We start from the raw sequence: 14,210 nt of genomic DNA, 5'->3' as shown, positions 1-14,210 counted from the left end.
AATTAAAGCCCTGCTTGCCAAAAAGCTTCACCCGCAGCAATTGGATCATTGGTCTTCGCTAAAGTATCAACCCAAACATCGTACTGACGAATAACAGGATGTTGATTTGGATGGAAATCCTTTTTAAACCAGTCACTATATTGAGATCTTTTTGCAGTCAAAATACCGTTACGACCGAAGAACCACGGTAAACCTTTACGTGCCATATCAAAGCGTTGTCTTAAATTAAAACCATCAGTTTTTAGCATTACATCCGTACGATACAAAGTAAAACCAAACATCATGACGGTGGTAAAGAGCAGTGCAAAACGTCGAGTTGCTTCTGGTACATCACCGACTTGCTTCATCACATCAAAAGCAACATCACGATGTTCCATTTCTTCAATCGCATGCCAAGCGAATAGCGCACGAACAAATGGATCTGCCTCCGCTAAAGTCTCTTTTTTACTATAAAAAGTATCTGCCATTAACGCAGTTAAATGCTCTGCAGCTGCGGTCATGGCAATGTTGTATTGAGCTGAACGGTTTTTTAATTCAAATCTAAAAATCTTTTTCAACCGTGCAGTGAATTGATCTACAGGCATGCCTTGCTCTTTCATGATCTGATTCATTTTGTCATGTGCAATACCATGCTGCGCTTCCTGACGGATAAAATCAGCCACACGTTCTTGCAAGTCAGGATCATTAATTTTGTCACGGAATAAACGCACACATTCAATAAAATAGCGTTCGCCATCAGGGAAGGTTAGGCTTAATGCATCAAACATACGAGTACGAAATGGATCACCACCAAACCAAAAACGTGGTGCCTGATCTAAATGGAAATCTAGTTTTGTTCTAACAACTGGCTCAACTTGATAGGAAACGTGTGCATTCATTTTTTGCTATTCCTTGTCTTTTCTTCATGAACTCAGTATGGAAAAAGTCCGATGAAATGTTTTGACAGTTACAGCCAAGTTTTATACAAATAACGACAGATCAGGATGAGATCGGCATATGTCAGTTAAAATTATTATTGGATACCTGCGATTATTTAATCGTGTTTTACAACAAGAACAAATTGATTTGTCTAAAGTTGTTGCGCCTGAGCTTTGGCAAGCTTTTCATACTTGCTTGCAAAATCCAGATGAGCATGATTTTGATGTCGAACGTTATGCGTTGCTTTTGCAATCTGCACAAGCTTATTTCCCTCGACCGATTACATTAGTATTGGCTGAACATGCCAATTTGCAAGATTTGGGTTTAATGGGTTATTTGGCTTCAACCAGTTTAGATCTGCAACAAGCGTTACAGCTTTTACAACGTTATTATTCTTTGGTTTTTAAACAGACCAATTTAGAACAACTGAATGTTCAGCAGTTTTCTGATTATATTCAAATTGTTTGGGGAGCATCCTATAGTGATTATCGGGAAATGTATGAGCTAAATCTGGCGCTGATCTTTAAAATTTCTCAGTCTATTGTACAAGATGCCCTCATTCCACCACAGATGATTCAATTTGGTTACGCACCACATACAGCTTTATATCATTTTGAAAAATTTTATGGTTGTCCGATCCAAATTCAAGCTGGACAATATGCAATTTGCTTTTCAAATCAAATTTTAAAAGCAAAAAGCATCGCTGCAGACCAACAATTAAACCATGTACTCTCGACTCAAGCTCAGCAATCACTGAATAGCATTGCTTCTTTTGAGATTCAGCAACAACAGTTCCGTCAAAAAATACAAACGCATATTGAACAACGACTTTTACAACAAGAAGAACTACTGCTCAGTTATGTTGCTAAGCGTTTACATTGTTCAGAACGAACATTACAACGCCAACTCAAAACCTATCAGCTTAATTTTCAAAATATTTTAGATCAGTACCGTTTGGAACAAAGTAAACTGTATTTGCAACAGGGCAAATCATTGTCAGAAATTGCGGAACGTTTAAATTATGCTGATCAAAGTGCGTTTGGGCGGGCGTTTAAGCGTTGGACAGGAATTACACCCAAGCAGTTTTTGAAATCTCTTTAACTTTAAAGCAAGCTAAAGAGATTTATGGATTGTTTTTAGCGTGTTTTTAAACGTGGATAATTAAAAACAATTGCTAGGATTGCGCACACTGCAAGAATCCAGCAATAGTAGATATTGCCAATTAGTTCAACTGGCGAGAGTTTGGCAATTGAACAAGCAAGCAGTAATTGAGCACCGTAGGGAATAATCCCTTGGATTACGCAAGAAAAAATATCAAGTAAAGCTGCACTTCGCTTAGGGTCAACACCATATTCTTTCGCTACTTCACGTGCCATATCTCCTGATAAAATAATCGCAACGGTATTATTGGCGACAAATAAATTTGAGAATATGACCAGAAAACTCATGCCTAATTCACCTGCACGCTGTTTGCCAAATTTGAATAGACGTGTAATCGTATAAATACGTTGAATAAGCCATTGCAAACCGCCTTCTTTTTGCATCAGGGTAGACAAACCACCTAGCAACATGGAAAGTAATGCCACCTCAAACATGCCAACAAAGCCATCGTAAATTGAGTTATTGAGTTTTAATAAATCAAATTCAGGTTTTTCAATCAGACCAATCACACCTGACAAAATAACACCAATCATTAATACAGCAAGTACATGCAAGCGTGTAAAGGCAAGAAAAAAAACAGCTAAATAAGGCAAAATAAGCAATAAATCATAAGGTTTTGATGGAATGGAATCTGTTTGGTGACTCATCATTACATAAAGCATTAATGTAATGATTGCGGCAGGAAAGGCAATCCAGACATTCACCCTAAATTTATCTCGAAGTTCAACATTTTGGCTACGTGTGGCAGCGATCGTTGTATCCGAAATCATAGATAAATTATCACCAAACATAGCGCCTCCCACCACTGCACCTATGGCATAGAGAGGTGCTATCTCTGTTGCTTGCGAAAAACCGAATGCAATTGGTGCACAAGCTGCGATGGTGCCCATAGACGTTCCCATGGCTGTTGCAATAAATGCCGCAATAATAAATAACATGGGTAACACAAATTCAGGCGAAATCAGCGAAAGTCCCAATTGTACTGTCGCATCGACACTGCCTATGGCACTGGAGACACTGGCAAAAGCACCTGCCAACATAAATACCATAAACATTAAAATTAAATTTGGATGACTAGCACCTTGTAGGAATTCCTCAATTGCCGTATTGAGTTTCTGTTTATAAAGTAGTAATGCCAGAATAACAGCTGGAATCGCGGCAATAGGTGCTTTGACTTGATAGAATGCAAATTCTGTCCCGATCATTGAATGATAGAGACCACTCCCGAGAAAGATGATCAAAAATACCAATAGTGGTAGCAAAGCAAGGGCATTGCTTTGTACTTTTTCCTGAGTGTGGGAAGACATAAAAATAAAAAGAAAACTTAAAAATTGCGAGTAGTATAAAGGAGCTGAGCTCATTTCTAAAATCAGCCTCGATGAAGCTAAAATTAGGAAGCTTTGATCATTGAGAAAAAGCTGAAAATATAGATAAATGTAGCAGGGCAGTTGTAAGTAGCAACATTCACTGCTGCAATCACGTCAAACTCTGTTCAATGAACAAAAAATAGCGTTACAATGCAGTGTTATTGTATGACTACAAACAACTCCTCAATTTATATAAATCAAGGAAAGCATAATCCTATGTCACGTCTTGCCACTCGTTTTGAACAGCTTAAATCTCAGCACCGTAAAGCGCTTGTTTCTTATGTTATGGCAGGAGATCCGCATCCACAAGTCACGGTTCCATTGCTTCATCAAATGGTTGAAGCAGGCGTTGATGTAGTTGAGTTGGGTTTGCCATTCTCAGACCCAATGGCGGATGGTCCAGTGATTGCCTTAGCTGCTGAACGTGCTTTAGCAGGTGGATCGAGCACACTCGATGCTTTGAATATGGTGAAAGAATTTCGCGAAAAAGATCAAACGACACCCGTTGTTTTAATGGGGTATTTAAATCCTGTTGAAGTGATTGGTTATGAAAAGTTTGTGGCTTATGCGAAAGATTGTGGTGTTGATGGTGTACTTTTGGTGGACTTACCCCCTGAAGAATCAAAGCAATTTGGCGATGTCTTAAAACAAAATGAGATGGATCAAATTTTCTTACTCGCACCAACATCAACTGATAAACGTATTCAGCATGTTGTAAATCAAGCCAGTGGCTTTGTTTACTATGTGTCGTTAAAAGGTGTGACAGGTGCAGCAACACTAGATACCTCTGAAGCAGCAGCTCGTATTGCGAAAATTAAGAGCATGACTAACGTTCCTGTTGGAGTTGGTTTTGGGATTAGTGATGCAGCTTCTGCAAAAGCAATGGGTCAAGTTGCTGATGCCGTAATCGTAGGAAGTGCTTTCGTTAAATCTTTTGCGACATTGCCAGCAGACGAAGCTGTGCAACAGACGCTGAATAAAGTGAAGGAGCTTCGAGCCGCGCTCGATGAGTTAGTATGAGTCAAGAGTTAACAGCAGGGAAGGTTCTGAGCCCATCAACGCCTTGGACAGAGCGTCAAGTGCCTGGTATTCAAGTTGTGAATGAACAACAAACATTCAAAGCAACATTTACGGAACCAACCATTGAATGTCCTGAATGTCATGCCTTAGTAACACGTACGGCAATGTCATTTAATGCCTACGTATGCCCACAATGCGATGAGCATTTGCGTATGCGGGCACGTGATCGTTTGAATTGGTTCTTTGATCAAGTCAATGCAGAGTTAGGTCAAGAATTTAGTGCGAAAGATCCATTGAAGTTTGTGGATAGCAGACCTTATCCAGAGCGTATGCGTGAAGCACAAGATAAAACTGGTGAAACAGAAGCGTTAGTTGTAATGCAAGGTTCATTAAAAGGTTTGGACTTGGTGGCTTGTGCATTTGAGTTCGATTTTATGGGTGGTTCAATGGGGACCGTTGTTGGTGATCGTTTTATCCAAGCGGCAGAACGAGCAATTCAACTACATCAACCGTTAATTTGTTTTGCTGCTTCAGGCGGTGCTCGTATGCAAGAAGGCATGTTGTCTTTAATGCAAATGGCACGCACTTCGGCTGCGATTCAAAAAATGAAAGAAGCTCGTGTTCCATACCTCGTTGTATTGACTCATCCCGTCTATGGAGGTGTAACAGCTTCATTAGCGATGTTAGGTGATGTACATATTGCCGAACCGAAAGCGATGATTGGTTTTGCAGGTAAACGCGTCATTGAACAAACAGTTCGCGAGAAATTGGAAGAACCGTTCCAACGTGCAGAATATTTGCTTGATCATGGTGTGGTCGATCAAATTGTTCATCGTCATGCATTACGTGATACTGTATATCGACTCGTAGCTAAACTGATGAATTTACCTTGAAACTGGACGCACCACATTCTACAGATACATTAACAACATGGCTCGATTATTGGGGCCATGTTCATGTTACAGGCATTGATTTAGGTTTAGAGCGCGTAATTCCCGTTGCTGAAAAACTGGGAGTTATGCAACCTCAAGCAAAAGTTTTTACTGTGGCAGGAACGAATGGTAAAGGCTCAACAACAACGACACTCGCTGCAATTTTAAATGCACAAGGTTATAAAGTTGGTTTATATCAATCACCGCATATTTATCGTTTTAATGAGCGGGTAAAACTTGCTGGGATTGAAGTTGATGATCAAAACTTAGTTGATGCCTTTGTGTTGGTTGACCAAGCCCGCCGAGAATGTGGTTTATCATTGTCCTTTTTTGAAGCAACCACTTTGGCTGCTTTTCTTATTTTTAAACTAAAACAATGTGATGTATGGGTACTTGAGGTTGGCTTAGGTGGTCGTCTGGATGTCGTGAATGTGATTGATCCTGATATTGCCGTGATTACCAATATTGGTTTAGATCATGTCGAATGGTTAGGTGACACGATAGAAAAAATCGCCTTTGAGAAAGCAGGGATTATTCGTCCGAATATTCCAGTGGTATTTGCGGGTCAACAACAATTACCCCAAGCGATTCAAGATAAAGTAGCTGAAACTCAAGCAGATCTATATGCGCTGAATCGAGATTATTTTTATCAACTTAATGACGATGGTCAAACTTGGTCATTTGCATCCTCTGGCACAACGCTAAAACTGCCAATCGGTCAGCTTGCATTCGATAATATTTCGACTGCTGTTGCAGCGGTACTGGTGAGTGGTATTGAGGTCTCTCAGGCAGCGATTGCAACAGGTATTCAGCAAGCACGTTTGCAAGGTCGTTTTGAAATACGGCAAATTCAAGACAAAACAGTGATTTTTGATGCTGGACATAATCCACATGGCGTCGAATTTTTATTGAATCAATTGCGAAAATTCTTAAAATACAATAAACAGTACACAGATGTTGTCGCAGTATTTTCAATGTTGGCAGATAAAGATATCTCGTCTGTCACCGATTTACTAAAAACAACAGTAAAAGATTGGTTTATTGCTAGTTTAAATGTACCTAGAGCAGCCCCATTGCATCAATTACATGATGCATTACAAGGTCAACAGGTATATGAGTACGGTAATATCCAGCAAGCCTTTGAAGATGTGCTGAAGCAAAGTAATAACAATCAGCTGATTTTAGTCTGTGGATCGTTTCATACCTTAGAAGCGGTTTGGGAGTATTTAGAACAATGTCAATGAATAACAAACAACGCTGGATGGGAGGCGTTGTTCTATTGGGTGGAGGTGTTTTATTGGCAGCATTACTCCTTAAAGGTAATGACGAAATAGGGCATGACAAAACGCAAACGGCAATTACACACCCAATTCCTAAAACAGAACCTAAAACTCAAACAGCTCAATCGACCCAAGAAGGTGAAATGGTTTCATTACAACCATTAGCGGTAGATGTTGAGACAGAAAAAAGATTGCTTGAAGAACAACGCCGTTCTCGTGAGAAAGCCGTTGCTGAACAAGAAGCACGTGCAGCTGATTTTCTAAAAATGCAACAAGAAGCTGAAGCTGCTGCTGCGCGTAAAGCAGCCGAAGAATACGCTGCAATTAATGCACGCCGTACAGCCGAACAGGAAAGCTCTGATAACATTCCGCCAGAGCTTGGCGAAGATGATAAAGCTAAGACACAACGAGCAACCGAAGAAAAAAATAAATTAGATGAAAAGAAAAAATTAGAACAGCAAAAAACAGATCAGCAGAAAAATGATACTGATAAAAAGTTAGCGGAAGACAAGCGCAAGGCTGAAGCCGAAAAAAAGTTGGCAGAAGAGAAGCGTAAGGCAGAAGCTGAAAAAAAGGCTGAGGAAGATAAGCGTAAAGCTGACGCTGATAAAAAAGCGTTAGAAGAAAAGCGTAAAGTTGAGGCAGACAAGAAAGTTGCCGAAGATAAACGTAAAGCCGAAGCTGAGAAAAAAGCAGCTGAAGAGAAGCGTAAAGCTGAAGCTGAGAAAAAATCGGCTGACGAGAAAAAGCGTAAAGCTGATGCTGAGAAAAAAGCCGAAGCTGAAAAGGCTCGTGATCTCATGGAAAATGGAGATAAAAAGTGGATGGTACAAGTGGCATTGGCTGCTAACCAAGCCAATGCAGATGCAGTTGTATCTAAATTGCGTGCCAAAGGTTATAAGGTTACAACAAGCCCGACTTCAAAAGGAATTCGTATCATGGTTGGACCATCGAAGGACCGAGATGTTGCAGATGCAGCACGTAAAAAAATTACCTCTGATGAAAGTTTAAATATGAAATCAGCGTGGGTGATTGATTGGGTTCCACTTGATCAGCGATAACAAAAGATAAACGACTAGATCAAAGCTGGAAAGCGTCTGGTTTTGACCTTGTTACAAGTGTTCTATTTCTGCGGGCAGTGAGTACAAGATGAGTAGCGGCTTTAAGATATTAGAACACTTTATATTTTCAGAGGATTCGAGTGTTAGTGCACTTTCTGGCGCGGCTTGTGTGGGGGATGATCTCTACTTGGTTGGAGATGATGTGGGTTTCTTACTCAAAACCGATCGAAAAAATAACATCAATCGTGCGACTAATTTTGAAAAAATTCCATTATTTGAACAGCCTAAGCATACGACACTAACGGTATTTAGTAAAAAAACTAAACCAGACTTTGAAGCGCTTAGCTGTATTCGCTTTGACGGACAACCTCAGTTACTAGTGATGGGTTCAGGTTCTACAGAAAATCGAAAAAAAGCATTATTGTATAATCCAGCTGATCATCAGGTTCATGTTTTACTTGATACCTCGGATTATGATTTCCTAGAACATTGTTTGGCGTTGACTGGTGGCGCTGATCTCAATATAGAAGCAGTTTGTTCAGATCAAAACAATTTATACATTTTTCAACGTGGCAATATCAATCGTTTTCATGGTGTTTTAGTCTTTGATTTAATAAAAATTCAAAATGGAAAATCATTAGAATGTGCGCTCAAAAAATCATTCAATCTGACATTACCAGAGCTTGAAGGGGCAGCAAGTGGTATTTCTGATGCTTATTTTTTTGTGGAGAAAAATCTAATTGTTGCCACTGCTGCGGTTGAGCAAACATTAAATACTTATGATGATGGCGCGGTGCTAGGCAGTTTTATTTTGGTGTTATCGCCTGAGGGAAAAATTTTATATACACATCTGATTCAGGATTCGAAAGGACAAACTCTTGCTATTAAAGTAGAAGGAATTACATGGTTAGAGTCGACATCGGATGGTGAGGTATTTTTATTGGTCACGGATAGCGATGGTGGTGATTCTGAAGTTTTTAAACTATTACTTAGCAACTCTGTTTTTGCCAATTCTTCACGTTAGTCCGTATTTCTTAACTTACCATTCAACTTATAAAATTAGGTTTTTTAAAAGCCCAATAAAAAATGCATAAAACCCAAAAATTAAAGAAACAAATCTTACACGTCTAAGCTCTATCTCTCTAAAAATTGGATTTAATCTAAAACTCATCTCGCAATCTAAATAGATGCTGGATTCGAAAGTTGTTGTTGAATCCATTTTATATTTTCAGGGGTGAAAAGGTGGTCAATATTTTTCCAAATAATATGATAGCCGTATCCTCCTTGTTTCATTTCTTTAACCGCATCTTCAATTGCCCAATGCTCAAAAATAATTCGATACATCGCAATTGTGGCACCAGTTCGATCTGAGCCATGATAGCAATGCACTAGGATTTTCTGGTTTTGTTGTTTAGCAGTTTGAATAACACGCATTGCTTCTAACAAGTCTTTACGATTGATTGCCCAAGTATTGATTGGAATGTGTACCAGATTAAAAGGCTGATCTTTTAAAACTTTGGCATCTTCATTTCTAGCTCTCAAATTGATAATCGTATTAATTTGATGAGCTTCAAGGCTTGGGATCAAATCAATACTCGGCTGTTCGCTACGAAAAACATCTGAACTAATTTGATAAAAATTATGAGTGTTAGAAATAAGAGTTCCCCAATTTTGAGGACGTTGGTCTTTTTCTAAACTCGAATGCTGCATACACCCAGAAACATTAAGCGTTGATAAAAGAACAACAGTGATAAGCGCTTTTTTCATATTATTGATAACGATCAAATTCAACAGGATCATGCGCACAAATTAACTCAATACTCGGTTCATGTTGAGCCAGATATTGTAACTGTTTAAGGTTATGTAACCTTTGTCGATTATCTTCTGCCAATAAACGTTCAGTAAAATCTAAGGCTCTCAATTTGTTTTTTGGATTGAGTTCTAAATGGGTGTAATACGCATCACCACAGAATAAAATCCAGCCTTCAGCTTTTTTAATTGCAATACCACAATGTCCAGCAGTATGACCAATCAATGGAATCATCAATATTTCATCTTGGAAAAAAGGAAGACCTTGAACCCTTTTTAAATTAAACCAAGCTTCACCATTGGTATGTTCAGCAAAATTCCAATGACGATGTTGTTTAAATTGTTCAGTTTTATAACGAAGTTTACCTTTGGCTGTTAATGTCTGTGTTGCATTAAACTCGGAAGCTAAAATATGCACGGTTGCATTAGGAAAATCTGAGATACCACCTGCATGATCAAAATCAAGATGTGTGACAAAGATATGTTGCACATCTTCAGGGCGTAAACCTAATTTTTGAATTTGTTCGATGGCACTTAATTTGAGATTGGGCACAATCGAACCAAATTGAGTCAGTAATGAACCTAGACGTTGTTCAGTGTGCAAATAGTCCTGTGTACCCAAGCCTGTATCAATTAAAACCAGACCTCGATCAGTTTCAATAAGTAGGCAATGACAAACCAGATGTGCTTTCCAGCCTTTTTGTCCAAATAGGGGAGCACAAACAGGGCAGAAGCTTCCGCAATGGAGATGATGGATGTTATAAATCATCGTGATTGTTATTCTATTTTGAAGAGAATTATTTTTATAACGTATCGACTAAAAAATACCAACAAGTTTTTATTTTGCGATTTAAAAAGCCCATCGGGTCGATAGGCAATAGAGTTTGTTATTCAGATTCAATATTTTTACTGTTCGACTTGCGTTCGTAACGAGCGTTGCTCGTTTGATCCTCACTCAGGTTGTGGTGTTAAACGTAGATAAGGTTTCACTGCGGTATAGCCTTGAGGAAAACGTTGTTTAATTTCTTCTTCATCTTTCAACGATGGTACAATGACGACATCTTCACCATGTTGCCAATTTGCAGGTGTTGCGACTTTATGTTTATCCGTTAGCTGTAGTGAATCCAGTACTCGCAATACTTCATTAAAGTTACGACCTGTTGAGGCTGGATAAGTAATAATCAAGCGGACTTTTTTACTCGGATCAATAATGACCAGTGAACGAACAGTTAGGGTCTCACTCGCATTTGGGTGGATAAAACCATATAGTTCAGAAACTTTACGATCTTTATCCGCAATAATTGGAAAGTTGACCGTAGTATTTTGTGTTTCATTAATATCTTGAATCCAGCTTTTATGCGATTCAACATCGTCGACTGAAAGCGCAATTGCTTTGACGCCACGCTTTGTAAATTCATCTTTCAGTTTAGCGGTGAAGCCAAGTTCAGTGGTACAAACTGGGGTGAAATCCGCTGGATGTGAGAATAAAATGCCCCAGCTGTCGTCTAAAAATTGATAAAAATCAATATGACCGTCGCTAGAGTCTTGTTGGAAATTCGGGGCGATATCACCTAAACGTAATGTCATTTAATTAGTCCTCAATACATTATTGATGTTTTATGTGTGTATTTAATATGCAGGAATAGCTTTATAAATAAAATTATTGTTTTTTCATTTTGTTATGAGAATTTAAGATAATTGAATGTAGCGAAGCTAAAAAATTGATCATAAATTCACACGCAAAGCGATGTAAGTTAAATCCAAATTTGCTACATTAACGCTCTTTAGTTGTGTGATGTCAGAATCGCCTCGCAGTTTTTTTACCTGTTTGGATGCAAAGCCCTTGTAGTTCTTATTTCTGACTCCATAATAACAGCTAAGAAAAAATTACCTATTTAAACAAACAGGATTAGAGAGTTTATTCATGTTGGCAAGTCTGATCGGAGGTATCTTCGGTACTAAAAATGAGCGTGAGCTCAAACGCATGCGTAAAATTGTTGAACAAATCAATGCGCTTGAACCGACGATATCTGCTCTTAACGATGCAGACCTTTCTGCAAAAACTCAAGAATTCAAAGAAAGATTTAAAAACGGTGAAAGCCTAAATAAATTATTACCTGAAGCATTTGCAGTTTGTCGTGAAGCTGCAAAACGCGTGATGGGAATGCGTCACTATGATGTTCAGTTGATTGGTGGTATCACACTGCACGAAGGCAAAATTGCTGAGATGCGTACAGGTGAAGGTAAAACCCTGATGGGTACTTTAGCGTGTTACCTCAATGCATTGAGTGGTCAGGGTGTGCATGTCATCACCGTCAATGACTATCTTGCACAACGTGATGCTGAACTCAACCGCCCATTATTTGAGTTTTTGGGTTTAAGCATCGGTGTGATTTATTCGATGCAAATGCCTGCTGAGAAAGCACAAGCTTATTTAGCAGACATTACTTACGGTACGAACAACGAATTTGGCTTTGATTATCTTCGTGACAATATGGTGTTTTCTCTACAAGAGAAAAAACAACGTGGTTTAAGTTATGCGATCATCGATGAAGTAGACTCGATCTTGATTGATGAAGCACGTACACCATTGATTATTTCAGGTCAAAGTGAAGATTCATCGCATTTATATCAGCTAATCAATAGTATTCCTCCAACATTAAAACCTCAGAAAGAAGAAAAAGTGGCTGATGGCGGACACTTCTGGGTTGATGAGAAACAACGCTCAGTTGAAATGACTGAGGTTGGTTACGAGACTGTTGAGCAAGAGTTAATCCGTATGGGATTACTTGCTGAGGGTGAAAGTCTTTATTCTGCTGCGAACCTAAATCTGGTTCACCATGTCACTGCTGCGATTCGTGCGCATTATCTATACCAAAAGAACGTTCACTACATTATTGGCATTAATCCTCAGACTCAAAAAGAAGAAGTGATTATTGTTGATGAAAGTACGGGTCGTACGATGCCTGGTCGTCGTTGGTCTGAAGGTTTGCACCAAGCAGTTGAAGCCAAAGAGAACATGGAAATTCAACCAGAAAACCAAACTTTGGCAACCACAACGTTCCAGAACTATTTCCGTTTATATAAAAAGCTTTCAGGTATGACAGGTACAGCTGATACTGAAGCTGCTGAAATGAAAGAAATCTATGGTTTAGATGTTGTTATTATCCCAACTCACCGTCCGATGGTGCGTAAGGATCATAACGACTTAATTTATTTAAATCGTAACGGTAAATACAACGCAATTATCGAAGAAATTACCAATATTCGTAAACAAGGTGTTGCGCCGATTTTGATTGGTACGGCAACGATTGAAGCAAGTGAAATATTATCTTCAAAACTGCTGCAAGCAGGGATTCATCATGAAGTTTTGAACGCAAAACAACATGAGCGTGAAGCAGATATTATTGCGCAAGCAGGTAGCCCAAATGCCGTCACGATTGCAACCAACATGGCGGGTCGTGGTACGGATATTTTGCTGGGTGGTAACTGGAAAGCAAAACTTGCCAAAATTGAAAATCCTACCCCTGAAGACGAAGCTCATTTACAAGCACAATGGGAAAAAGATCACGAAGATGTGTTAAATTCTGGTGGTTTACATATCATCGGTTCGGAACGTCATGAATCTCGTCGTATTGATAACCAGCTTCGTGGTCGTGCAGGTCGTCAAGGTGACCCAGGTGTATCACGCTTCTATTTATCACTTGAAGATGATTTGATGCGTATCTTTGCGGGCGATCGTGTCGTTGCGATGATGCGTGCAATGGGCTTGCAAGAAAATGAAGCCATTGAGCACAAAATGGTGAGTCGTTCGATTGAAAATGCGCAGCGCAAAGTTGAAGCACGTAACTTTGATATTCGTAAAAATCTATTGAAGTACGACGATGTAAATAATGAACAACGTAAAATTATTTACTCACAACGTGATGAGATTTTGGCAGAAAGTACATTACAAGATTATATCGAAGAGATGCATAAAGAGGTGATGAAAGGGGTAATTGCGAACTTCATTCCACCTGAATCAATCCATGATCAATGGGATATTCCTGGTCTAGAAACTGCTTTACGCACGGATCTAGGTATCGAGCTTCCTGTACAGCAGTGGTTAGATCAAGATCGCCGCTTGGATGAGGAAGGTTTGATTGCGCGTATTTCTGATGAAGTAATTGCACGTTATCGTCAACGCCGTGAGCAAATGGGTGATGAGTCAGCCGCAATGCTCGAACGTCACTTTATGTTGAATTCACTTGATCGTCATTGGAAAGATCATTTAGCAGCGATGGATTATTTACGTCAAGGGATCCATTTACGTGGCTATGCTCAGAAAAATCCTGAGCAAGAGTATAAGAAAGAAGCGTTTAATTTGTTCGTGAATATGCTGGGTATTATTAAATCAGATGTTGTAACTGATCTATCCCGCGTTCACGTACCAACAGCAGAAGAGTTGGCTGAATTAGAAGCTCAGCAACAACGTCAAGCTGAATCTATGCGTCTTTCTTTTGAACATGATGATGTTGATGGTTTAACAGGTGAAGTGACGATTTCTGAAGAGAGTGGTAGCTTATCTGGAAATGCAGTATTTCCAGTGCCAGAAAGCCGTAATGCGCCATGCCCATGTGGTTCAGGTTTAAAATATAAACAATGTCACGGTAAAATTTAAAA

The 14,210-nt window shown here is 39.2% G+C and carries 12 protein-coding genes; 7 read left to right on the top strand and 5 right to left on the bottom strand.

Annotated elements, in window-relative coordinates; genetic code table 11:
• Positions 1 to 2 precede the first annotated feature (2 nt).
• Positions 3 to 878, bottom strand: a complete 876-nt coding sequence (locus tag F908_RS11870) for a metal-dependent hydrolase (protein WP_005162153.1) — start codon at positions 876 to 878, stop codon at positions 3 to 5.
• A gap of 118 nt (positions 879 to 996) precedes the next feature.
• On the opposite strand from F908_RS11870, the gene F908_RS11865 reads away from it, so the two are divergent.
• Complete coding sequence (locus tag F908_RS11865; protein ID WP_005162152.1) at positions 997 to 2,019, top strand: AraC family transcriptional regulator; 1,023 nt, start codon at positions 997 to 999, stop codon at positions 2,017 to 2,019.
• A 35-nt stretch (positions 2,020 to 2,054) separates the two neighbouring features.
• Here F908_RS11865 and F908_RS11860 read toward each other — a convergent pair whose 3' ends face one another.
• Positions 2,055 to 3,386, bottom strand: coding sequence for a Na+/H+ antiporter NhaC family protein (locus F908_RS11860; RefSeq protein ID WP_034602863.1), 1,332 nt, complete (start codon positions 3,384 to 3,386; stop codon positions 2,055 to 2,057).
• A gap of 276 nt (positions 3,387 to 3,662) precedes the next feature.
• Between F908_RS11860 and trpA the strand changes: the two genes are divergently transcribed.
• From trpA to F908_RS11835, 5 genes are all read left to right on the top strand, one after another.
• Positions 3,663 to 4,466 carry a tryptophan synthase subunit alpha gene (trpA, locus tag F908_RS11855; RefSeq protein WP_005162149.1) on the top strand — a complete coding sequence of 268 codons (804 nt, stop codon included), beginning with the start codon at positions 3,663 to 3,665 and terminating at the stop codon, positions 4,464 to 4,466.
• Entirely contained in the window at positions 4,463 to 5,359 is an 897-nt protein-coding gene (gene accD, locus F908_RS11850) for an acetyl-CoA carboxylase, carboxyltransferase subunit beta (RefSeq protein ID WP_005162146.1), read from the top strand. Before trpA ends, accD begins: the two co-directional genes overlap by 4 nt.
• Complete coding sequence (gene folC / locus F908_RS11845) at positions 5,356 to 6,642, top strand: bifunctional tetrahydrofolate synthase/dihydrofolate synthase (RefSeq protein WP_005162144.1); 1,287 nt, start codon at positions 5,356 to 5,358, stop codon at positions 6,640 to 6,642. Before accD ends, folC begins: the two co-directional genes overlap by 4 nt.
• Complete coding sequence (locus F908_RS11840) at positions 6,633 to 7,739, top strand: SPOR domain-containing protein (protein ID WP_005162141.1); 1,107 nt, start codon at positions 6,633 to 6,635, stop codon at positions 7,737 to 7,739. The genes folC and F908_RS11840 overlap by 10 nt, the downstream gene beginning before the upstream one ends.
• Positions 7,740 to 7,827: 88 nt before the next feature.
• Positions 7,828 to 8,763, top strand: a complete 936-nt coding sequence (locus tag F908_RS11835) for a DUF6929 family protein (protein ID WP_005162139.1) — start codon at positions 7,828 to 7,830, stop codon at positions 8,761 to 8,763.
• Between the two features lie 155 nt (positions 8,764 to 8,918).
• Here the strand turns inward: F908_RS11835 and F908_RS11830 are convergent, their stop codons facing one another.
• The 3 genes from F908_RS11830 to F908_RS11820 all read right to left on the bottom strand — a co-directional run bounded on the left by F908_RS11830 (position 8,919) and on the right by F908_RS11820 (position 11,135).
• The gene (locus tag F908_RS11830) at positions 8,919 to 9,506 is read right to left on the bottom strand and encodes a dual specificity protein phosphatase family protein (RefSeq protein ID WP_005162137.1); all 588 of its coding nucleotides are present in this window, start codon (positions 9,504 to 9,506) and stop codon (positions 8,919 to 8,921) included.
• 1 nt (position 9,507) lies between these two features.
• Complete coding sequence (locus tag F908_RS11825) at positions 9,508 to 10,317, bottom strand: MBL fold metallo-hydrolase (RefSeq protein WP_005162136.1); 810 nt, start codon at positions 10,315 to 10,317, stop codon at positions 9,508 to 9,510.
• 182 nt (positions 10,318 to 10,499) lie between these two features.
• Complete coding sequence (locus F908_RS11820; protein ID WP_005162134.1) at positions 10,500 to 11,135, bottom strand: peroxiredoxin; 636 nt, start codon at positions 11,133 to 11,135, stop codon at positions 10,500 to 10,502.
• 337 nt (positions 11,136 to 11,472) lie between these two features.
• Here F908_RS11820 and secA point away from each other — a divergent pair, with 337 nt between their 5' ends.
• A complete protein-coding gene (gene secA, locus F908_RS11815) occupies positions 11,473 to 14,208 on the top strand; it encodes a preprotein translocase subunit SecA (RefSeq protein ID WP_005162132.1) in 2,736 nt (911 codons plus the stop codon).
• The last annotated feature ends 2 nt before the right edge of the window (positions 14,209 to 14,210 follow it).

The sequence above is a fragment of the Acinetobacter sp. NIPH 284 genome (assembly GCF_000369425.1).
In the GTDB taxonomy this organism is placed as follows: domain Bacteria; phylum Pseudomonadota; class Gammaproteobacteria; order Pseudomonadales; family Moraxellaceae; genus Acinetobacter.
This window is presented reverse-complemented; position numbering and strand designations above follow the sequence as displayed.